Annotated in this window: 18 protein-coding genes and 1 pseudogene; 12 read left to right on the top strand and 7 right to left on the bottom strand. The window is 64.1% G+C overall.

The window, feature by feature from the left end; all coding sequences use genetic code 11:
- Window positions 1–47: 47 nt before the first annotated feature.
- Entirely contained in the window at window positions 48–716 is a 669-nt protein-coding gene (locus tag ACPJW8_RS01840; protein WP_330189503.1) for a hydrolase, read from the top strand.
- A gap of 4 nt (window positions 717–720) precedes the next feature.
- On the opposite strand, the gene ACPJW8_RS01835 is transcribed toward ACPJW8_RS01840, so the two are convergent.
- On the bottom strand, window positions 721–1,722 hold the full coding sequence (locus ACPJW8_RS01835) for an alpha/beta fold hydrolase (RefSeq protein WP_330189504.1): 1,002 nt from the start codon (window positions 1,720–1,722) through the stop codon (window positions 721–723).
- A gap of 106 nt (window positions 1,723–1,828) precedes the next feature.
- Here ACPJW8_RS01835 and ACPJW8_RS01830 point away from each other — a divergent pair, with 106 nt between their 5' ends.
- The 8 genes from ACPJW8_RS01830 (at window position 1,829) to ACPJW8_RS01795 (ending at window position 10,240) form a co-directional block, all read left to right on the top strand.
- Window positions 1,829–2,707, top strand: coding sequence for a TetR/AcrR family transcriptional regulator (locus ACPJW8_RS01830; RefSeq protein WP_330189505.1), 879 nt, complete (start codon window positions 1,829–1,831; stop codon window positions 2,705–2,707).
- Window positions 2,704–3,591, top strand: coding sequence for a 3-keto-5-aminohexanoate cleavage protein (locus ACPJW8_RS01825; protein WP_330189506.1), 888 nt, complete (start codon window positions 2,704–2,706; stop codon window positions 3,589–3,591). The genes ACPJW8_RS01830 and ACPJW8_RS01825 overlap by 4 nt, the downstream gene beginning before the upstream one ends.
- A 3-nt stretch (window positions 3,592–3,594) precedes the next feature.
- A complete protein-coding gene (locus ACPJW8_RS01820; RefSeq protein ID WP_330189507.1) occupies window positions 3,595–4,563 on the top strand; it encodes a 3-hydroxyacyl-CoA dehydrogenase NAD-binding domain-containing protein in 969 nt (322 codons plus the stop codon).
- Window positions 4,560–5,030 carry a thioesterase family protein gene (locus ACPJW8_RS01815; protein WP_330189508.1) on the top strand — a complete coding sequence of 157 codons (471 nt, stop codon included), beginning with the start codon at window positions 4,560–4,562 and terminating at the stop codon, window positions 5,028–5,030. Before ACPJW8_RS01820 ends, ACPJW8_RS01815 begins: the two co-directional genes overlap by 4 nt.
- A gap of 110 nt (window positions 5,031–5,140) precedes the next feature.
- The gene (locus ACPJW8_RS01810) at window positions 5,141–6,661 is read left to right on the top strand and encodes an ABC transporter substrate-binding protein (protein WP_330189521.1); all 1,521 of its coding nucleotides are present in this window, start codon (window positions 5,141–5,143) and stop codon (window positions 6,659–6,661) included.
- A complete protein-coding gene (locus ACPJW8_RS01805) occupies window positions 6,658–7,614 on the top strand; it encodes an ABC transporter permease (RefSeq protein ID WP_330189509.1) in 957 nt (318 codons plus the stop codon). Before ACPJW8_RS01810 ends, ACPJW8_RS01805 begins: the two co-directional genes overlap by 4 nt.
- Window positions 7,611–8,498 (top strand): ABC transporter permease, encoded by an 888-nt coding sequence (locus tag ACPJW8_RS01800; RefSeq protein WP_330189510.1) that lies wholly within the window; start codon window positions 7,611–7,613, stop codon window positions 8,496–8,498. The genes ACPJW8_RS01805 and ACPJW8_RS01800 overlap by 4 nt, the downstream gene beginning before the upstream one ends.
- On the top strand, window positions 8,495–10,240 hold the full coding sequence (locus tag ACPJW8_RS01795) for an ABC transporter ATP-binding protein (protein WP_330189511.1): 1,746 nt from the start codon (window positions 8,495–8,497) through the stop codon (window positions 10,238–10,240). The genes ACPJW8_RS01800 and ACPJW8_RS01795 overlap by 4 nt, the downstream gene beginning before the upstream one ends.
- A gap of 72 nt (window positions 10,241–10,312) precedes the next feature.
- Here the strand turns inward: ACPJW8_RS01795 and ACPJW8_RS01790 are convergent, their stop codons facing one another.
- The 4 genes from ACPJW8_RS01790 to ACPJW8_RS01775 are packed head-to-tail and all read right to left on the bottom strand — an operon-like array spanning window position 10,313 to window position 15,817.
- Entirely contained in the window at window positions 10,313–12,199 is a 1,887-nt protein-coding gene (locus ACPJW8_RS01790; protein ID WP_330189512.1) for an IucA/IucC family siderophore biosynthesis protein, read from the bottom strand.
- Window positions 12,196–12,756, bottom strand: a complete 561-nt coding sequence (locus tag ACPJW8_RS01785) for a GNAT family N-acetyltransferase (RefSeq protein ID WP_330189513.1) — start codon at window positions 12,754–12,756, stop codon at window positions 12,196–12,198. Before ACPJW8_RS01785 ends, ACPJW8_RS01790 begins: the two co-directional genes overlap by 4 nt.
- Window positions 12,753–14,114: a lysine N(6)-hydroxylase/L-ornithine N(5)-oxygenase family protein gene (locus ACPJW8_RS01780; RefSeq protein WP_330189514.1), complete on the bottom strand. Its 1,362-nt coding sequence runs from the start codon at window positions 14,112–14,114 to the stop codon at window positions 12,753–12,755. Before ACPJW8_RS01780 ends, ACPJW8_RS01785 begins: the two co-directional genes overlap by 4 nt.
- Window positions 14,111–15,817 carry an aspartate aminotransferase family protein gene (locus tag ACPJW8_RS01775; protein ID WP_330189515.1) on the bottom strand — a complete coding sequence of 569 codons (1,707 nt, stop codon included), beginning with the start codon at window positions 15,815–15,817 and terminating at the stop codon, window positions 14,111–14,113. The genes ACPJW8_RS01780 and ACPJW8_RS01775 overlap by 4 nt, the downstream gene beginning before the upstream one ends.
- Before the next feature lie 267 nt (window positions 15,818–16,084).
- Between ACPJW8_RS01775 and ACPJW8_RS01770 the strand changes: the two genes are divergently transcribed.
- The 3 genes and pseudogenes from ACPJW8_RS01770 to ACPJW8_RS01760 all read left to right on the top strand — a co-directional run bounded on the left by ACPJW8_RS01770 (window position 16,085) and on the right by ACPJW8_RS01760 (window position 18,615).
- Window positions 16,085–16,465, top strand: coding sequence for a hypothetical protein (locus ACPJW8_RS01770; RefSeq protein WP_330189516.1), 381 nt, complete (start codon window positions 16,085–16,087; stop codon window positions 16,463–16,465).
- Between the two features lie 67 nt (window positions 16,466–16,532).
- The gene (locus ACPJW8_RS01765; protein WP_330189517.1) at window positions 16,533–17,288 is read left to right on the top strand and encodes a GAF and ANTAR domain-containing protein; all 756 of its coding nucleotides are present in this window, start codon (window positions 16,533–16,535) and stop codon (window positions 17,286–17,288) included.
- A 110-nt stretch (window positions 17,289–17,398) separates the two neighbouring features.
- Window positions 17,399–18,615, top strand: a pseudogene (locus ACPJW8_RS01760) (IS30 family transposase).
- 73 nt (window positions 18,616–18,688) lie between these two features.
- Here ACPJW8_RS01760 and ACPJW8_RS01755 read toward each other — a convergent pair.
- Both ACPJW8_RS01755 and ACPJW8_RS01750 read right to left on the bottom strand, forming a co-directional pair.
- On the bottom strand, window positions 18,689–19,012 hold the full coding sequence (locus ACPJW8_RS01755) for a GNAT family N-acetyltransferase (RefSeq protein ID WP_330187860.1): 324 nt from the start codon (window positions 19,010–19,012) through the stop codon (window positions 18,689–18,691).
- Entirely contained in the window at window positions 19,009–20,301 is a 1,293-nt protein-coding gene (locus ACPJW8_RS01750; protein WP_330187861.1) for an acyltransferase, read from the bottom strand. Before ACPJW8_RS01750 ends, ACPJW8_RS01755 begins: the two co-directional genes overlap by 4 nt.
- Window positions 20,302–20,337: the final 36 nt, after the last annotated feature.

Raw genomic sequence — 20,337 nt, 5'->3', positions numbered from 1 at the left:
AAACTCGGGGCGATGGAGCCAAGTCACCCGCGAAAGGAAACATCACTATGACCAGCCAGAACCAGACGCAGAAGACCAGCCCCGAACCCGTTCGTGACCCGTTGCAGGACCACCTGCTCACTCCGGCTAACAGCGCGGTTGTGCTCATCGATTTCCAGGAGGGCCAGTACGCTACCGTGGGATCGGCCACAAGGGATGAGATCGACCTCGGAGCCATCACACTGGCCAAGCTCGCCCACGCCTACCAGATCCCAACAGTGCTGACCACCGTGGCGGTTGGCATGGGCGTCAACAAGCCCACCGTTGAAGAAATCACACGGGAACTGCCGGGCGTCCCCGAGATCGACCGCACCGGGGTGAACTCCTGGGAGGACGCGGACTTCCGCAAGGCAATCGAAGCCACCGGCCGCAAGAAGATCATCATGGCAGGCCTGTGGACCGAGGTATGCCTGGCGTTCCCCACGCTGGACATGATCAAGGAGGGGTATGAGGTCTATCCGGTCATCGATGCGGTGGGCGGCGTCTCTACGGTCACGCACCAGACAGCCATCCAGCGCATGGTCCAGGCCGGCGCGCAGCCCATCACCTCCCTGGCCCTGGGCTGCGAGTTGATGCGGAACTGGGCACGTGACGACTCCGACCTCTACCGCGTGATCATCAACGACTACTTCCGGCGCAAGCGCGCCATGGGACACACCTCCGGCAACCTGTTCTGAGCGCTCAGAGCGGCGGTCGGGACTGCCATGCGGCGAGGCCCTGGGTGGCACCCGAATCGAGGAGCGGCTGTGCTTCTGCGGCGTCCACCAGAAAGGTCTTGGATTCCATGCTGAGCAGCACCTTGGAGCCGAGGTGGACGACGTCGGTCATGATCTGATCCCAGTGACGGTACTGGACGTCGTGCCCTTCTCCGTCGTACAGCCGTTCCACCACCCCGCGCCCGGGCCCGTCGGCGTGCAGCGCCCTTCGCCACCGCCCGACATATTCCACCGGGACCAGGGCGTCGTCGCTGCCCCAATACGTGAAGACAGGAGCGTCCAGGCGCCCAAGATCCGGCAGGGGTGATTGTGCGTAGAACTCGAAGGCCTGCCGCAATCCGTCAGGCGGGGCGTCCCTGCCCTGGGCAAAGACGGCACGGGTGGCCTCTTCGATGGCGGAATCGGCGAAACCGGGGATCCGGTGGACGGCGCTGCCCTCCGGGAACGTCCACCAGGACACAGGATCGGCAGCCACCGGCTCGAGGTCAAAGGCGATGCCCTCCGCGCCGATGGACTCGGCGTACGCACACGCCAGGTGCAGGGACCGCACGCGCTCCGGACACGCGGCGGCCAGGTGCGCCGCGTAGGGTCCCCCACCGGAGATCGCCACTATTGACGCGTTGCCAACCCCCAGAAGGTCGAGCAGGGACCACACGTCCAGGGCGTATTCCTTGAGGCCTACGGACGGGTCGAAGGTGGTCTGCCCGAGCCCGTTGCGCTCAACCGAGATAACCCGGATGCCCAGCTCTTCCCGGAAGGAACGGGCAAACTCCATGAGCCGGAACGCCCGGACCGTGGTTCCCGCACCGCCCAGGAAAACCAGGGGCAAGCCTGCATCCGGCCCTTCGTCGATAAAGTGCACCGTCCGCCCCGATGCGGTCTGGGCACTGCGTACCACCGGCCCCAATGGATCGAACCCGGATTGTCCGGCGCCGACGCGGGTCACCGGACCGCTTCCAACCTCCATGGAGTTCCCTTCCTTCGACGGAGTATCGCACGTCACATTATCGCAAGATGAGCTGAATCAAAATTAAGTTCTTGCCATAATCGCAAGTCCCACCTAGGGTCGATCCATGGCAACAACCACTCCGGAGAATATGCAGCTCGCCGAACGCGCCCGCCTCTCCATCCAGAATTCAGGCTTGGTCCAGCGGGAAGTGGCGCGGCACATCGGCCTCGACGAGTCCAAGCTTTCCAAGGCACTGGCCGGAACCCGGCGATTCCGTCCCGCGGAGCTGACTGACCTGGCTGACGTCACCGGGGTGACAGTGAACTGGCTGATGTCGGGGTCGGACCAGACCCGGGGCGTTTCAGTACCTCCGCCGTCGAGGATCCTGCCAACCAGGCACGCCGAAAACAGCGACCAGGCCCAGAAGAGGCGCTCCATCATCGAAACGGCCTGGTGGCTGCTGGCCCGGCGGGGGTATTCCTCAGTCCGGATCGCTGACATCGCCTCTGCTTGCGGCGTGAGCACTGCAAGCGTGCACTACTACTTCTCCACCAAGCGGGAAATCTTCGCCGAGGCGCTCCGCTACTCGGTGAAGCTGGCCTTTGACCGCCAGATCGCTGAGCTGCACGCCATCACGGAGCCGGTGAGCCGCCTCAAGCGGCTCATCGAACTCCAGCTGCCGGCCGGGGACAGGGGCCGGGCGGAGTGGTCCATCTGGCTGCAGACCTGGTCCTACGTGGCGGTGGACGAGTCCGGAAAGGAAAACCATTCCCAGGGCTACCGCCGCTGGATCCAGACGGTGGAAGACGCCATCGCCTTTGGCCAGGAGGCTGGCGTCTTCGTCGAGGTCCCTTCTGCAGACCTGGCCATTGAACTGACCAGCCTGGTGGACGGCCTCGGCATCAAGGTGCTGACCGGCATGCTGACTTCAGATCAGATGCACAAACATATCGAAAGCTTTATAGACCGCAATATCGTCAAACCCCAAGGGAGTACCCCATGAACCGCAAGGTCATCGTCACCTGCGCACTAACCGGCGCCGGGGACACCACTGGCAGGAGCGAGCACGTTCCCGTCACACCCGAGGAAATCGCAGCGGACGCCATCGCAGCCGCCCGCGCGGGAGCCTCGGTAGTCCACATCCATGTGCGCGACGTCGAGACAGGACAGGGTTCGCGGGACGTGGCCCTCTACCGTGAGGTGGTACGCCTGGTCCGGGAAAGCGACGTTGATCCTGTCATCAACCTGACCGCCGGAATGGGCGGCGATCTTTTCCTGGATCCCGGAGAGCCCACGAAGCAGCTGCCCGGAACGGACCTGGTGAGCGGACTGGAACGCCTGGCCCACGTTGAGGAACTGCGGCCGGAGATCTGCACCATCGACTGCGGATCCCTGAACTTCGGCGAAGGCAGCCAGCTCTACGTCAGCACGCCGGACATGTTGCGCGAGGGCGCGGCCCGCATCAGGGAACCGGGCGTCAAGCCGGAAATGGAAATCTTCGATACGGGCAACCTGTGGTTCGCCAACATCATGGTCGAAGAAGGCCTGATCGCCCCGCCGCCGCTGTACCAGCTGTGCATGGGCATCCCCTATGGCGCTCCCGTGAACGCCGGGCTGCTGCACGCGATGGTGAACATGCTGCCGGAGGGTGCGCAGTGGACATCCTTTGCCATCGGCCGGGACCAGCTGCCGTGGGTGGCGCAGTCCGTGCTCCTGGGAGGCCATGTGCGGGTGGGGCTGGAAGACAACCTTTACCTCAGCAAGGGCGTCAAGGCCACCAACGCGCAATTGACTGAGCGCGCTATCCAGATCGTGAACGACCTGGGCTCCTCCGTTGCCACACCGGATGAAGCCCGCGAAATCCTCCAGCTCGAGAAGAAGGCCTGATCCATGTCCACAGTTAATTTCACCCCCCTGTCCATGCACGACGTCGACACTGTCGCCTGCGTAGGCATCGGCACCATTGGCGGCGGCTGGGCCGCGTACTTCCTGGCCCAGGGGTACCGCGTCAAGGCGTGGGACCCGGCCCCCGATGCGGAGTCCAGGCTGCGCCGACTCATTGATGCGGCCTGGCCTGCCCTGACCAAGCTGGGACTCGCCCCGAATGCCTCCAAGGACAACTTCACCGTCCACTCCGACCTTGCCGAGGCCGTCGCCGGTGCCGGCTTCGTTCAGGAAAGCGCACCCGAAGTCCTTGAGCTGAAGCGTTCGCTGCTGGCCAGGATCGATGCGGTAACCGCCGAAGACGTCGTGATCGCTTCCTCCACGTCCGGGTACGGCATGACGGAAATGGCTACGGAGGCCGCCAACCCGGCCAGGCTCGTCGTCGGCCATCCTTTCAACCCGCCCTACCTCATTCCCCTCGTGGAAGTTGTTGGCGGCGAAGCAACATCAGCGGCAGCAGTGAAATGGGCTGCCGCCTGGTACGAGCACATCGGCAAATCGGTGATCACCATGGACCGCGAGGTCCCCGGGTTCATCGCCAACCGGCTGCAGGAAGCACTGTGGCGCGAAGCCCTGCACATGGTGGACAACGGTGAGGCTACGGTCGAACAAATTGATCTGTCGATCACGGACGGGCCCGGCCTCCGCTGGCCTATCCAAGGACCCATGCTCACCTTCCACCTGGCCGGAGGCGAAGGCGGCATGGCGCACATGCTGGACCATTTCGGCCCGTCGCTGAAGTCCCCCTGGACCCGGCTGGACGCCCCCGAGCTGACGCCGGAGTTGCGGGATGCCGTTGTTGCCGGTTGCGACGAAGAAATCGCGGACAGGTCCTTCCTGGAGCTGGTTGCCGAGCGCGACGAAGCGATCATCGCCATCCGGAATGCGATTGCCACGTTGAAAGCAGCCAAATGACGGACGTTGCAACCGGGGCCCTTCCGGAGTACCGGTGCACAGTCCTGCCTGAGTGGATCGATTACAACGGCCACATGTCCGAGGCCTTCTACGTCCTGGTCTTCGGTTTCGCCACCGACCAGGTCATGGAAGTACTGGGAATGGACAAGCGGTACCGCCAGGAAACCGGCAGTTCGCTGTACACCGTGGAAGCCCACATCAGGTACCTCATGGAAACCGCTCTCGACGCCGAACTGACGGTCACCACGATCATCGCCGGCGGCGGCCCCAAAAAACTGCATCTCGCCCACGAACTGCACGTCGGCGGCCAACTGGCCGCAACAGAGGAAATCCTGGCACTTCACGTCAATACGCTCACGGGGCGTACCGAAGCATTTCCCCAGGCCGTCAGCGACAACATCGCCACGGTATGGGCCGCCAGCGGTCACCGGACGCCGGAGTGGGTTGGACGGAAAGTGACGGCGTAGGCGTTTTACATCTTCAGAAAGCAGGATCAGTGAAACCAGCATCATCACCACACGGGCTGTCTGGGGGAACACCCGCATATTTGAGCCGGCGTTCCTTGCTCGGCACCGGCATGGCCCTGGGACTTGGCGGCCTCTTGACTGCCTGTCGCGGCGGCCAGCCCAGTGTCCTTGCCAGTGCCACAGGAGAGCCGCAAGCGGGAGGCCGGCTGCGCGTCGGGTTGGCGGGAGGCGGCGCGGCAGACAGCCTGGACGCACATTCACCCGTCAGCACCACTGACATCGCCCGCGTCCTGAACCTCTACGAGGGACTGCTCTACAGGGACGAAAACTACGAACTCCAGCCATTGCTCGCAACCCGGGCCACGTCCTCGCCCGACGCCCTGGTCTGGACAGTTGACCTCCGCACCGACGTGAAGTTCCACGACGGCCGGCGTATGACGGGCCGCGATGTTGCTGCCACGTTCGAGCGCATTACCGATCCCAATAATCCAAAGACCGGGGCTTCGTCCCTGGCCATCCTTGACGAGGTGGTGGTGCTGGACGATTTCAAAGTCGAATTCCGCCTGAACACCCCCACAGCAACATTCGATGATTCCCTGGGCCAGTATTCCCTGGGCATCGTCCCCGAAGACTACGATCCGGCCCAGCCGATAGGGACCGGGCCCTTCAAATACAGTTCCTTCTCCCCTGGCCGCAGCAGCCTCTTTGTTCGCAACGAGAAATACTGGCGCAGCAACGAGCCGTACCTGGACGAACTGGAAATCCTCAATTTCAACGACAACGACGCGTTGATCAATGCACTGCTTTCCACCCAGGTGGATGCCATCGGCCAAATTCCGTTGGCGCTGCTGGAAGTCATCGACGCCGATCCGCGCATCAGCATCCTGAACTCTGAAACCGGGATGTGGATGCCGTTCAGCATGCGCGTGGACAGGCCGCCGTTTAATGACAGCCGGGTGCGGCAGGCCTTCCGGCTGGCCGTGGACAGGGAACAGATGATCGAACAGGTCCTCAGTGGAAACGGGCGGGTGGGCAACGATCTTTACTCGCCTTTTGAGCCAGGCTATGCCTCACACCTGCCGCAACGGGTCCAGGACATCGGCAAGGCAAAGGAACTGCTGGCCCAGGCCGGATATCCGGATGGCTTGAGCGTCGAGCTGGTCACCGCCCCCATCCAGGCGGGTGCGGTGGAAGCTGCCCAGGTGTTCGCGGAACAAGCCGCAGCGGCCGGCATCAACGTCACGCTGCGTCGCGTCGATACAACGACGTTCTTTGGGGACGGCTACCTGAAGTGGGATTTCGCCCAGTCCTTCTGGTACACCCGCAATTTCCTGCCACAGGTCAACAACAGTTCGTTGCCCACCTCCCCGTTCAACGAGACCCATTGGGACCACCCCGAATTCTCACGCCTGGTGGCCAAGGCCAACGCAACGGTGGACGCGGAAGAACGCAACAAGCTGATTTCGCAGGCACAGGAGATCGAATACAACGAAGGCGGATACATTATCTGGGGTCATCCGAACCAGGCAGATGCGTACCAGCAATACGTGTCCGGGCTTGTGCCCAGCAACACCGGGCTTGCGCTTTCAGGCTTTGAATTCCGCCGTGTCTGGTTGGGGGAAGTCCAGTGATACAGCTGATTCTCCGCCGCCTGGCCACCAGCGTACTGATCCTGCTGGCCGTTTCCCTTCTTGTCTTTATCGCAACGCTGCTGCTCCCGGGGGATCCAGCGCAGGCCATCCTCGGGCAACAGGCGACGCCCGAACGGCTGGCCGCGCTCCGCGAGCAGATGCACCTCAATGACCCGGTCTGGCAGCGCTACCTGTCCTGGCTCGGAGGCCTGGCCCTGGGAGACTTCGGTGTTTCTGCGGCTTCCGGCGGTGCCGTGACGGACCTCCTGGGCGAACGCATCGGCGCGTCCCTGGTGCTGCTGGGAGCCGCGGGGCTGATCAGCATTCCCCTGGGCCTCCTGCTGGGAACCTACAGCGCCCTGCGCCGGGGCCGGACGGGCGATCACATCACCACCGGCATCAGCCTGGTGCTCGCCGCCCTGCCCGAGTTCGTGATCGGCATCTGGCTCATCACGGTCTTTTCGACGACGATCTTCCAGATCCTGCCGTCTGTGACCATGGCCCCGCCAGGTGAACCGGTGTGGAACTATCCAAGCCAGTTGGTCCTTCCGACCTTGACGCTGGTGCTTGTGGTCACGCCCTATATCGCCCGGATGGTGCGCGCCACCATGCTGGAGGTCCTGGACTCGGGCTATGTGGAGATGGCCCGGCTGAAGGGTGTTCCCGAACGGCAGGTCATCCTGCGCCACGCCCTGCCGCATGCGTTGCCCCCGGCAGCCCAGGTCATTGCCATCCAGCTGGCGTGGATGGCCGGCGGGGTTGTGGTGGTTGAATTCCTCTTCCGCTATCCGGGGATCGGCCAGGCCCTGGTTGATGCCGTGGCCAACCGGGACGTCCAGGTTGTCCAGACCCTGTCCATCCTGATCGCAGCCGTATACATCGTGGTCAACCTCCTTGCCGACATGGTGGGCATCCTGACCAATCCCAAACTACGCACGGGAGGCTCCAGATGAGCGTCATTGATTCTCCCCGGATTGTCGAGCAGAAAGCGAAGACTCCGGAACGGCTGCTGCGGCGCCTCCTCCGTCAGCGGCAGGCGAAGATCGGCATTGCCCTCACGGCCGCCGTCGTCGTCGTTGCGCTGTTCGGTCCGCTGATGCTGCCCTGGGCAACCGGGTACACCAGCACGGAATTCGCGGCGCGGCCGTTCAAGCCGGACGGACTGTTCGGCACGGACAACCTGGGACGCGACGTCCTCACCCGTTTCCTCGACGGCGGTCTGCGGCTCCTGGTGTTCGCCGCACTCGCCACCTTGCTGGGCATGGTGATCGGAGTCCTGTCCGGCATGATTGCGGCCTATCGCGGCGGCTGGGTGGACAGCGCCATCATGCGCACCAATGACATCCTCCTGGCCCTGCCCCAATTGGTCTTCGCCCTGCTGGCCATCACGGTTCTTGGCCCGCAGGCCTGGGTACTCGTGACAGTCATCGGCATCACGCACGCGCCGAGGATCGCCCGGGTCACCCGGTCTGCCACAGCGGCAGTTGTTACCGAGGATTTCATCCGTGCTTCGGAAATGTATGCCGTACCCAAATGGAAGATCGTGCTCCAGGAGGTGCTGCCCAACATCACCGGACCGCTCATGGTGGAACTGGGGTTGCGCATGACCTATTCGATCGGCGCCCTGGCCTCGCTGTCTTTCCTGGGCCTTGGCATGCAGCCGCCCACCTCCGACTGGGGCCTGATGATCAACGAGAACCGGATCGCCCTTGCGGTCCAGCCGTGGGGCGTCATCCTTCCTGTGCTGGCTATTGCAGTCCTGACCGTCGGAACCAACCTGATTACCGATTCCCTGGCCCGGGCATCGGCCAGCCTGAACGTGGGAGAAAGCAAATGAGCACTTCCGTCGTGGAACCCCCCACTACAACCAAACCCGTCTTGAGCGCCCGGGACCTGAGGGTTGCCACCACCTCGGGCCACGAAATCCTGCACGGGGTGTCCTTCACCCTCCAACCCGGCAAGATCCTGGCCCTGGTGGGTGAATCCGGCTCCGGCAAGACCACTGCCGGGCTGGCCTGCCTGGGGCATTTCCGCCAGGGTTTGAAGCACACGGGCGGCGAAGTGCACTTGGCCGGAGCGGGTGGAAACGCAAGAAACACAGGAACCTCCGGTCCCGGCAGCATCCTGGATCTACCTGAGCACGAACGCCGGAAGCTGCGTGGCGGCTCGATCTCCTACGTCCCGCAGGACCCGGCCCTTTCCCTGAATCCGGCGATGCCGATCGGCCGGCAGATCCGTGAGGTCCTGCAGGTCCATCATTACGGCGGTTCCGAGGAAGACCGGCGTGCACGCGTCACGGAGGTGCTGGCCGAAGTCGGCCTGGACAACTCCCCGGCCTACCAGCGCCGGTACCCCCACCAGCTTTCCGGCGGGCAGCAGCAGCGGGTGGGGATCGCCATGGCCTTTGCCTGCAGGCCGGCGGTGATGGTGCTCGATGAGCCGACCACCGGCCTGGATGTCACAACACAGGCCCTGGTACTCCAGACCATTGCGGAGCTGGCTGAACGCCATGGCGTCGCGGGGCTCTACATCACCCATGACCTGGCGGTTGTGGCAAAAATCGCCGATGAGGTGGTGGTGATGCTCTCCGGCGAGGTGGTGGAACAGGGTCCTTGCGCCGAGGTGCTCTATGAACCCCGGCACGCATACACCAGGAAGCTGTTGGGCGCCGTGCCAGATCTCGCCGGCAAGCGCCACGTGGGCCAGGTTGCCGTTATCACCAGCGAACATCCGGTGGTCGGCCAGCACTCCGGCACGGCGTCCGACCCTGAGCCGGATACCCGGCAATCCCGTTCAGTCCTTGGGTCCGCCAACACAAGCACTGACGGCGACAGCCTGCTGGAGGTCTCAGGCCTGAAGCTTTCGTACGGGAAAGCCCAGGTGCTGGATGGGATCGAATTCAGTTTGGCCAGGGGCGAGTCCATGATGCTGCTGGGCGAGTCCGGTTCGGGTAAAACCACCCTTTCGCGCTGTATTGCCGGGCTTAACGATGACTACAGCGGCGTGGTGAGCCTGAACGGGGACGAGCTGCAGCCGGGAACCCGGGCGCGGACCGCAGAGCAGCGCCAGCAGGTCCAGTATGTTTTCCAGAGCCCGTTCTCGTCGTTGAACCCGCGCCGCACTGTCTGCGAATCCGTGGAGGTTCCGTTGCAGATGTCCGGCACCTTGAACCGGAAGCAGCGGCGTATCCGGGTGCTGGAGGCGCTGGACCAGGTCCGCCTGGGCGAGAGCTACCTTGACCGGCGGCCGGGAGACCTCAGCGGAGGCCAGCGCCAGCGTGTTGCAATCGCCCGGGCGCTGGTTAATGCGCCGTCGCTGTTGGTGTGCGACGAAATTACCTCGGCGCTTGATGTATCGGTGCAGGCGTCCATCATTGACCTGCTGCGTACGTTGCAGGCGGAGACAGGCATGTCCATGCTGTTCGTTACGCACAACATCTGCCTGGCCCGCCATATCTCCCAGCGGATGGCAGTCCTGCAGCATGGGCGGATTGTGGATTACGGCAGCACTGACGATGTGCTGCAGAATCCCAGGCATGAGTACACCAGGGAACTGCTGGCCAACGTCCCCACGCTCTGAGTCCGCCACCGGGGTGGCACTTCGCGGCAGTGTTTGGCGCTGCGACTGCCGTGAAGTGCCACCTCGCGGAGGTTACCGGCCGGCGAACCTTGCCAGCGGATTCACCAGGCGGCCGGCCATCTGCAGCCCGCCTGACGGATCGGTAAGGTCCAGCATCTGCTGGTTGTTGCGCAGCTGCAGCCGGTTCAGGCAGGACAGCTCGAAGTCCGGCGCGAAGAGATCGTGCATGGCGAACTGATCCGCCAGGTCCGGGTGCCGCTGCTGGTATTCGCGGACGACGGCGGCCGTCACGTTCCAGAATTCGTCTCCGGTCAGGATGCCGTCCTCCTCGAGAATGGCCGACAGGAAGCGGAAGATGCAGTCGAAGACGTCGGTGAAGATGGCGAGCACCATCTCCTCCGCCGGGATGTCGGCCTTGATCCGCGAGACCTCCTCCGGCAGTTCCAGCCGGTCCCCCATCACCACGATTTCCTCGGCAATATCCTTCATGATGGCCCGCACCGGAACACCGTCCTCGAGGATGAGGATGACGTTTTCGCCATGCGGCATAAACGCGAGTTCGTACTCGTAGAGGCAGTGGACAAGCGGGACCAGGTAGGCCTCCAGGTAGCGCCGCAGCCAGCCGGCGGGCTCGAGTCCGGACCGCCTGATCAGCTGGGACACCACGGAGACGCCGTCGGAATCCACATGCAGCAGTGACGCCATGGTGGCCAGCTGCTGCCCGTCTTCCAGCAACTGGAGCGGGCTTTCCCTCCACAGTGCTGAGAGCATCTTGCGGTAGGCCGAGCCCTTCACGGAAGCGGCTTCGTAGTAGTGGTTGTGGTACCCGATCGCGGCCGTTTCCCGGATCATGGCAAGGCCGCGGCCCTGGAGTTCGGCGTCGCTGGTGATGAGGTCCTGCAGCCAGTCGTTGATGGCCGGCGTGGCCTTCATGTACTGCGGTGAGAGCCCGCGCATAAAGCCCATGTTCAGCACGGACATGGCTGTTTTGACGTACGCCTTATGTGGCTCGGTCGTGTTAAAAAACGTCCTGATGGATTGCTGGGCCTGGTAGGCGTCAGCCCCGGTACCGAGGTGGACGATGTGCCGCTGGGCGATCTCCGCGGCGAACGTCACGGTGAGCTTGTTTTCCCACTGCCAGGGGTGCACGGGCATCAGCAGGTACTGCCCGGGATCGACGCCGGCCTCCGCCAGTTGCGCGTCGAAGCATGCCAGCACGTCGGCGCCGAGCTCCGCCTCGAAATGGGTCCGGTAATCCAGCCCGGCGCTGGAGGTGAACACGGCCTTGCTGCGGTGCACGGCGATCCATTGCAGCTGCACGGCGGCGCCGGTTTCGGGGGCAAACGCATGGTAGTCGGTGATCCCGAAGCCCAGCCGGCCGTTGTTGGCCACAAAGCACGGGTGACCCTCCGTCATGCTCCGTTCGATGGCCTGGAAGTCGACGGCGGCATCCGCACCACCCGTAATACCGGCCACCAGCTCCGCGGAGGCCGTGCTGGAACCCTGTTTGTACGCATGGCCGGACAGCGTGCTGCTGATTTCCTCCAGGTAGACGGGCAGCATCTCTTCCCGGATGCCCAGCTGCTCGCGGAACTCGGTGATGAAGGAGAGGGCGTCCAGCGGCAGTTCCAGTGAGCCCTCGACCCGGATGATGGATTCGGCCGGAATGCTCCAGTGCTCCAGGTCCAGCAGCCGGGCGCGGAAGCGGTATTCAACGGTGGCGTCGTCGCTGACCACGCGGTAGAGGTCGCCTGCGGCGGTTTCCTTGAGCAGCTCCGGAACCAGGATGCGCTCGTGGGAGAACTCGGCGAGCGCCTTGCGGACCAGGTGCCGGTTGGCGGCGGCCCATTTTGCCGGCGTCAGGTGCCCGGTTAGCTGGTTGGCTGCTGCAGCTGCGGGTGCCGTCGGCCTTTCAACAATCGGCTTGTCAAGGGTCGGGTCTTCAAGAATGGCGGTCATCGGGTTTCTCCTACGGTCAGGGTGTCCAGGAAGTCCTCGCGGGTGCAGAAGCTCAGCAGGGCGTTCTTATGGGTTTCGGAAGGGTCGACGGCGGGGAGGGTCACCACAGCGCTTGGCTGGAACCCCACCCGTTCGTTCAGCACATGGATCTTGTGGTTCCGGGCGTCCGGCTCCACCACCACGCGTTCCGTTTCAGGGTTTTCAAACAGCCGGGCGACGACGGCACGCATCACGTCCAGGGTGTAGCCGGATCGCGGTCCGCCGGCTGGCGGGGCCACGAGGAGGTGCATTCCCCGGTCTCCCGGTTGCACCGCATACACGGCGGCCAATGGCGAGAACTCCGGAACGTACTCTTCCGTCAGGAAGGCGGGGACGCCGTCGTCGAGCCCCAGCAGCGCGTGGTGATGCCCGCTCGCCTGGATCTTCGAGTACTCCTCCACAACGTCCTCCACTGTGGCGGACAGCATGCCCCAGAAGGATGCATAGGGCTGCGTCACCCAGCTGTGGAGGAGGGGTGCGTCCTGGACGGAATCAACACAACGGAAGGTAAAGCTCACAGCGCAGCCTCCGCGAAACCGGAAGCCGTTGCTGGACTCGAAGCCCCCGTACCGGAAGAATCAGGTGCGCCGAACTGCTGGAAGGCGATGCTCCGTTCCACCGGGTACACCTCGCGGCCGGTGATGTCCCGCAGGATGCACGAGTTGCGGTAGGCCGCCATGCCCAGGTCCGGGGTAACGAAGCCGTGGGTGTGCAGTTCGGCGTTCTGGACGAAGATCTCGCCGGGTTCGACTCCCGTGGAGTAGTTCCGGGCGACGTCGAAGCGGCCCTGGGAATCGCGGGCGATCCGGTCCTGGATTCCGGCGAGGAACGCAGGCTCCCGGTAGGCGTATCCGGTGGCCAGCACCACGGCTTCGCTTTCCAGCGTGTAGTCCCGGCCGTGCTCCTCGTGGCGGAGCTGAAGGGTGTGCTGGCCTGTGGCGGGGTCCCAGGCGGCGTCCTTCAGCGCCGAGTGGGTGAGCAGCTGCGTGTCCACCATGCCGGACAGGCTCTTGGTGTAGAGGAGATCGTAGATGGCGTCGATCAGGTCCGAGTTGATGCCCTTGTAGAGGTTCTTCTGGCTCTTGATCAGGCCGTCACGCTGCCCGGCCGGGAGGCTGTGGAAGTAGTCCACGTACTCGGGCGAGGTCATCTCCAGCGTCAGCTTGGTGTACTCCAGCGGGAAGAACCTGCCGGACCGCGTCACCCAGTTGAGCTGGTAGCCATGGACGTCGATCTCCTGCAGCAGCTCGTAGTAGATTTCCGCGGCGCTCTGTCCGCTGCCCACAATCGTGATGCTGCGTGATGCCTGCAGCTCACTCTTCCTCGACAGGTACTCGGCGTTGTGGAGGACAAGTCCGCCGGCGGTGTCCCCCTCCACTATCCCTGCACAGGCGGACGGAACGTATGGGGACGTTCCCGTCCCCAGCACCAGCCGGCGGGCCTGAAGTACCTCGGTGCCTGTGGAGGAGGAGACGGTCAGCCGGTACACCCCGCCGTCGTACGTCACATCGGTGACGTCCGCACCAAAACGGATCGACGGCAGCTGCCCGGCCACCCACTGGCAGTACTGGTTGTACTCGGCACGCAGCGGGTAGAAGTTCTCCCTGATGTAGAACCGGTAGAGCCGGCCGGTCTGCTTGAGGAAGTTCAGGAAGGAGTACGGCGACGTAGGGTCCGCCAGCGTCACCAGGTCCGCCATAAACGGAACCTGCAGGTGGGCGGGCTCCAGCATCATCCCGGGGTGCCAGTCGAAGGAGTCGCGGCGCTCCAGGAAGACGCCGTTCAGGCCGGGGACGGGCTCGCTGAGCGCAGCCAGGCCAAGGTTGAAGGGGCCCAGGCCGATTGCGGCGAAGTCGTAGACAGTTACGTTGCTCATGCTGCGGCCTCGTTTTTGGTGTTCCGGGTGGTTTCGGGAGTGTTGGCCTGTGCGGCCAGCAGCCCGGCGCCCGTGCTGCGGAGGAGTTCGATGATCTCGTGGATGTCGCCCAGGGTGGCTTCGGCGTTGAGCAGCGTGAACTTCAGGTAGTGGCGGCCGTCAACCTTGGTCCCTGCCACCACGGCCTGGCCTGAAGCGAACACGGCGGCCCGGATCGCGGGGTTGAGGGCGTCGCTGCTGTCCTCATCGAGGCGGCTGCCATCGCCGCCATCGCCCGTCACCGGCCGGTAGCGGAACACCAGCGTGCTCAGCCGCGGGGCCGCAGCGAGTTCGAAGTCCGGGTCCGCTGCCAGCACCGTTCCCACGCGGGCGGCAAGGTCGATCGCCTCGTCAAACAGCGCGCCCAGGGCTTCCGCGCCCATGATCCGCAGCGTCAGCCACAGCTTGAGGGCGTCAAAGCGCCGGGTGGTCTGGATGCTCTTGTCCACCTGGTTGGGGATCTCCGCGCGGGCGGCCGATTCCGGGTTGAGGTAGTCCGCGTAATACGTGACGTGCCCCAGCATCGCCTTGTTCCGCACCAGCAGGGCGCTGGAGCTGACGGGCTGGAAGAAGGTCTTGTGGAAGTCCACCGTGACGGAGTCCGCCAGGCGGGTGCCGTCCAGGAGGTGGCGGTAGCGGTTGGAAACCATCAGCCCGCCGCCGTACGCAGCGTCAACGTGGAACCAGGCGCCGTACGCCGAGGCCAGGGCCGCCATGTCCACCAACGGATCCACGGCGCCAAAGTCCGTTGTACCGGCAGTGGCCACAACCGCCATAGCCAGCAGGCCGGCGTCGTGGTTCTCCGCCATTGCTTCGGCCAACGCGGAAGGGTCCAGAGTGTGGTCCGGCGTGCACGCAACGGGGACGACGGCGTCATAGCCCAGCCCCAGCATGGACGCCGACTTCTGGATGCTGAAGTGACTGTCCACGGACGTGAAGATGCGCAACCGTTCCAGCAACTGCGGAAGGCGGAGCTGCTCATTGCCGGGCTCACGGCGAAGGGCAGCCACCGCGTGGTTGCGCGCGATCAGCAGGGCCTGCAGGTTGGACTGGCTGCCGCCTGAGGTGAAGACGCCGTCAGCGTCGGCGCCGAGGTTGAGCCGGTCCGCAGTCCAGTCGATGAGCCGGCGCTCGATCATGGTGGCGCCGGCGCTCTGGTCCCACGTGTCCATGGACGAGTTCACGGCGGACAGCACGGCCTCCCCCACCAGCGCGGGAATCACTACCGGGCAGTTCAGGTGCGCGGCGTACTTGGCGTCATGGAAGTAGACAGCGTCCTTGAGGTAAACGTCCTCCAGTTCCGCCAGCGCTGCGGCGGTGTCCGGCAACGGACGGCCCAGATCGACGGCGGCAATCCTCGCCTTCATCTCCGACGGCGTGACCCCGGTGAACGGCTGCCGGGTCCGGTCCAGCTTGGTGGCCACGGCATTAACGCCCTGCAGCACCTGGGCCACATACCGCGGCGAATTGCGGGCATTGAACAGGTGGTTGGTGGCGGAGAGCGCCAGCTCAACGCGTGCACCAAAGTCGGCATCGGCGTCGTGGTCATCAGCTGCAGGGTCAGTGGCAGCAGGGTTACTGGCTGCTGGGTCACTGGCTGCACGCCCGGCGACGGCGATGTCGCTGGGGGCCGGAGGCTGTTCGGTGCGGGGCGTTGGGGTCATGGCAGTCATCCTTCGATGGGCGTTGGGGCGCACAAGTAGCAAAGGCAAGACTTACTTAGGCCACCCTTTTAGTCAAACTTTTGTTGGCTAATTACGGCTGCCCGTGTCATTGACTTTTACAAACCGCGACAAAGGGTGAGAATGGTCGGTTTCACCGGTCCCGGCCGCCTACGTGAAAGGAAGTGGATCCTCCGGGCGGGGCGGCGCGGCGGGCGGTAGGGTGTTGGCAATGGCGCCGAGGGTGCGTCCGAGGGGCTGGGGGACACAGTGGATCAACGCGAGGGCATCTCCAATTTCCGGGAGGTGGACATCAACGGGAAACCAGTACCCCTCCCTACGCCCGGCAGCGCCGCAGGTACGATCCACGGCGACTCCAGCGACGGGACCGATCCCGGATTCGCCCGGAAAATCAACCCCTTCGTGGTGGTTCTCTGGCTGCTGGCCGGGCTGGAACTGGGCTACGGGATGTGGCTTTTGTCGTCTGTAGTGGACGGCATGGGGCCTTCCTCGTCCACCACCGACATGTTCCAAAATTACCTGCTGTTCAACCTGACCCCGTGGGTCTTAGTCACCGGCACCTTCACCGTGACCGGCCTGCTTTTTTGGCATGCCAACCAGTGGCAAAGGCGCCGAGACGCACGTGGTTAGTGCCGCCGTCGAACGTTATTGCCCCCGCCGCCGGTACTTTGGTGGGGAACATCACTAGACTTGGAAGATGAATGAGCCGTCCGTAGGGACATCCGAACTGTCGCCGGCCTCGGTGGCGGACAAGCTTCAGGACCTGGTGATCGAGAGTGCTGATGTTGCCGGTTTCCTTGGGGATTTGTGTGGATTTTCGGCCCGTTCATTGTCCGGAACCATGGCCTTGCCCGTTGTTTGCGCGGTGACGCTGAGCCGGCGCAAGCACACCGAAACCGCCGCGTGGAGTGACGACGAAGCCCGCGAAATGGATGAAATCCAGCGCCACTACGGCAGCGGACCATGCCTGGATGCCATGCATCAGGGCGTCACCATCCTTGTGGAAGACACCCGGATCGATCCGCGGTGGGCAGCGTACAACCGGGAAATCGCCCGTCGCGGGCAGCTAAGCGTGCTGGCGGTGCCGTTGGAGCTGGAGCAGGGTGCAAGAGCCGCGCTGAACTTCTTTGCCCGCGAAGCCCACGCGTTCGACCCCGTGTCCATCGAAAACGCAGAACTCTTCGCCGCCCAGGCCGGGAAAGCGCTGCGGCTGGCGGTCCGGGTGGCAACATCGCAGCAGCTGGCCTCGGACCTCCAGTCCGCCATGGAATCACGGACCCCGATCGACCTCGCGGCCGGGATCATCATGGCCCAAAACCGCTGTTCCCAGGAGGAAGCCATGGCCATCCTGGTCAAGGCCTCCAGCGGCCGGAACATGAAGCTGCGCACCATTGCCGAACAGCTGGTGCAGAGCCTGTCAGCGAACGGCCCGCGCACGCACTTCGACGCCTGACCGCACTGCCCAGCCACCGCACCCGTGCCCAACTGACCAGCAGTTAACGCTCCCAAAACGCGTGCGGAGTCCATCGGTCGTTGCAACACCTTACTGAAGGGGGTGTTGTTGTGGTCGATGGTCGTTGTGTGCCGCGCGTGGTTCGGGAGCGTTTGATTGAGTTAGTGGCTTCGGGGATGTCGATGTCTGCGGCTTGTCTGATGGTGGGAGTGTCACGAGAGGCCGGCCCGAGGTGGTGGCGGCAGGCTGGGGGCATGAACCTTAGCCGGGGCCGTGTGGGTGGCATTGATGTCCTTGTGGGTAGCGAGGGACCCTCTGGTCCTGGGCATCCGCTGAATTTGGACGAGCGGATCTTGATTCAGGCAGGAATCAAGGCCGGTGATTCTCAGACGAAGATTGCTTCCGGGTTGGGACGGCACCGTTCGGTGGTCTGCCGGGAACTGCGCCGTAATACCGGCCCGGATGGTGTGTATCGGGCCCGGTTGGCTCAGCAGAATGCCCTGCACAAGGCCCGCCGGCCAAAGGCGTTCAAGATCGTTGGTTCTGACTTGGCACAGGAGATCGAGTCCAAGCTCAAGAAGGGGTGGAGTCCTTGGCTGATCGCCAAGACGCAAGACGCGTGCGGCGGCAGGAGCACCCTGATGATAGAAGCATGCAAATCAGCCACGAGACGATCTATCAGTGCCTGTATGTCCAGTCCCGGGGCCAGCTCCGCAAGGACCTTACTGCGATGCTCAGTCTCAAACGCAAGGCCCGGAAGTCCCGGGAATCAGTCAGGGACGGAGGGAAGCGGCAGCGTTTCAGCGATGCACTCACGATCAGTGAACGCCCCGCCGAGGCCGCGGACCGGGCAGTACCCGGCCACTGGGAAGGTGACCTGATTATCGGCAAGGACTCCGGCTCGGCGATAGGAACCCTGGTCGAACGGAACACACGGTTCGTGATCTTGCTGCATTTACCCATCGATCACACTGCCGAGTCCGTTACTGCGGCGATGCTACGGGAAATGGGGGCTCTTCCCGAGCACCTGCGCCGGTCAATTACCTGGGACCGTGGAACGGAGATAGCCCAGTTCGACAGGATCCGGATGGAACTCAATGCCCCGGTTTACCTGTGTGATCCGCATTCACCATGGCAGCGCGGAACGAACGAAAACACCAACAGGCTGCTTCGTCACTGGTTCCCCAAAGGCACAGACCTAAGCACCCATACGGCCGAGGACCTCGCCAACATAGCCCAAATGCTCAACCAGCGGCCCAGGCCCACATTGGACCTGGACACACCAGCGAACCGAATGGCTAAACTACTCGAACAAACCGCGGCATAAGCCGCACGTGTTGCATCGACCCCTTGACGTCCCCGCGGTTTGGGAGCGTTAAGTGCCAGTCAGTTGGGTGGGGTCAGGGCCAGTCGATGTACTGTTCGTAACCGTCGTGCTTGCGCAGGTACCCCGCGATGAACGGGCAATGCGGGATGATCCGCTTCCCTGAAGCCACCACGTCATCCAGCGCGAAATGCGCCAGCACACCCGCGTAGCCGTGGCCGCGGAATTCGTCGTCTGACTCCGTGTGCGTGAAGTCAATGTGCCCTGGAAGGTCCACAAAGTGCGCCTGGACTGCCACTCTTCCGCCCACCAGCAGCTCGTAGCGGTGTTGCGCGTCATTGCGGACCGTGGTGACGTCGGCCCGGAAGGTGTCCTGCTCCATCTCCATGTTCTCAGTCATCCTTTGAGACTGGCACTACTTGGCGCGGGAGGCAATGGCCGGGCAGCCATCCGCTCCGGCACCCTGCCCAGCAGCAGCACCGCCAGGGCAAAGCAGGCGGCCCCGCCGCCCAAAAGCCCCAGCGACAATCCCTGGAGCGCCGCGTCAACAACCGGCAGGAAGACCAGCACGCCTGCGGTGACTACTGCCGCCGGTGCCCTGCCGCGGGAGTGGCTTGGCGCCGTCGGCCGTTCCTCCAGCCAGCCAAAGAGCCCTGCCGTGGGGAGCAGGAGAAGTACGACGGCGGCCAGCACCAGGGGGCGCGACCACCACCATTCCGCGCTCCCGGCGGCAGGCAGTGGCAGGTCCGTCAGCAGCAGGAGCCCCAGTAGCGCGCCCACCAGGGGCAGGTGCCAGAGGTAGACGGTCATGCACCGGGCGCCCACCAGCCGCACCAACCGGTTGATCCATTTCACGCTGCTGAGCCATTCCAGCCCCGGCCTTGCCAGCTGGAACGCAGCTGTTTGGGCAACGGCCAGGAGGAACAGGCAGAGGTTGGGCGGGTTGAGGTTCACCAGCATGTTGCCGGAGTAGATCCCTACTCCCGTCACCACGCCCAGCACCAGGTTGGCCCCGAGGATCAGTGCAATGCACCCCGACGTCCCCAGCCGGGCGAACGTGGAATCCGCCAGCAGGAAGCCCAACTGCTGGACTGCGCACCAGAGGAACACCATGTTCAGGTGTGCCAGCAGCGGAAAGCTGCCACGCAGCGAGTCCACGGCAATGACCAGCGAAACGAGGCCAGCAAGCGTCAGCCACGGCGCCCGGTCGTGCAGTCCGGCCAGCAGTGGCAGGGAGAGCTGGGTGGTGAGGTAGGCGGCCAGGAACCACAGCGGCATCCCGGCACCGGCGGCCAGCAGTTGGATCACCTGCGGATGGACCCCCGCCAGGAGCGCGATCCAGAGTCCCGCGAACATGCAGGCCAGCAGCGCGGCAGTGGGCCTGATGAGCCGCAGCATCCTCACGTGCGCGTACTGGCTGGCCCGGCCGCCGCCCGCCTTCAACCGGCGCCACGACTGCAGGCCAGTGGATCCGCCGGTGACAAAAAATACGGGCATCACCATAAAGATCCAGATGACCGGGGTGAACCACGGTTGATCGCCAAGCGTGTTCTGGGTGGTGACGGTGCCGTCAGCGTGCAGTTGCGGGCTGACCATCAGGCAATGGCCCATGACCACCAGTGCCAGGCAGAAGAAGCGGAGCAGGTCGATAGCCGGGTCCCGCTGCGACTCCCCCTGCACCGTTGCCATTTGAGGGCTCCCTCACCACAATGGAAAGCTTCCTGC

Source organism: Pseudarthrobacter sp. J47, from assembly GCF_049810315.1.
Lineage (GTDB): Bacteria > Actinomycetota > Actinomycetes > Actinomycetales > Micrococcaceae > Arthrobacter.
This window is presented reverse-complemented; position numbering and strand designations above follow the sequence as displayed.

Bases quoted from the DNA above. Each gene is read 5' to 3' on its own strand.
- ACPJW8_RS01840 (WP_330189503.1), top strand. From the start codon at position 48: ATGACCAGCCAGAACCAGACGCAGAAGACCAGCCCCGAACCCGTTCGT.
- ACPJW8_RS01835 (WP_330189504.1), bottom strand. From the start codon at position 1,722: ATGGAGGTTGGAAGCGGTCCGGTGACCCGCGTCGGCGCCGGACAATCC.
- ACPJW8_RS01830 (WP_330189505.1), top strand. From the start codon at position 1,829: ATGGCAACAACCACTCCGGAGAATATGCAGCTCGCCGAACGCGCCCGC.
- ACPJW8_RS01825 (WP_330189506.1), top strand. From the start codon at position 2,704: ATGAACCGCAAGGTCATCGTCACCTGCGCACTAACCGGCGCCGGGGAC.
- ACPJW8_RS01820 (WP_330189507.1), top strand. From the start codon at position 3,595: ATGTCCACAGTTAATTTCACCCCCCTGTCCATGCACGACGTCGACACT.
- ACPJW8_RS01815 (WP_330189508.1), top strand. From the start codon at position 4,560: ATGACGGACGTTGCAACCGGGGCCCTTCCGGAGTACCGGTGCACAGTC.
- ACPJW8_RS01810 (WP_330189521.1), top strand. From the start codon at position 5,141: ATGGCCCTGGGACTTGGCGGCCTCTTGACTGCCTGTCGCGGCGGCCAG.
- ACPJW8_RS01800 (WP_330189510.1), top strand. From the start codon at position 7,611: ATGAGCGTCATTGATTCTCCCCGGATTGTCGAGCAGAAAGCGAAGACT.
- ACPJW8_RS01795 (WP_330189511.1), top strand. From the start codon at position 8,495: ATGAGCACTTCCGTCGTGGAACCCCCCACTACAACCAAACCCGTCTTG.
- ACPJW8_RS01790 (WP_330189512.1), bottom strand. From the start codon at position 12,199: ATGACCGCCATTCTTGAAGACCCGACCCTTGACAAGCCGATTGTTGAA.
- ACPJW8_RS01780 (WP_330189514.1), bottom strand. From the start codon at position 14,114: ATGAGCAACGTAACTGTCTACGACTTCGCCGCAATCGGCCTGGGCCCC.
- ACPJW8_RS01775 (WP_330189515.1), bottom strand. From the start codon at position 15,817: ATGACCCCAACGCCCCGCACCGAACAGCCTCCGGCCCCCAGCGACATC.
- ACPJW8_RS01765 (WP_330189517.1), top strand. From the start codon at position 16,533: ATGAATGAGCCGTCCGTAGGGACATCCGAACTGTCGCCGGCCTCGGTG.
- ACPJW8_RS01755 (WP_330187860.1), bottom strand. From the start codon at position 19,012: ATGACTGAGAACATGGAGATGGAGCAGGACACCTTCCGGGCCGACGTC.
- ACPJW8_RS01750 (WP_330187861.1), bottom strand. From the start codon at position 20,301: ATGGCAACGGTGCAGGGGGAGTCGCAGCGGGACCCGGCTATCGACCTG.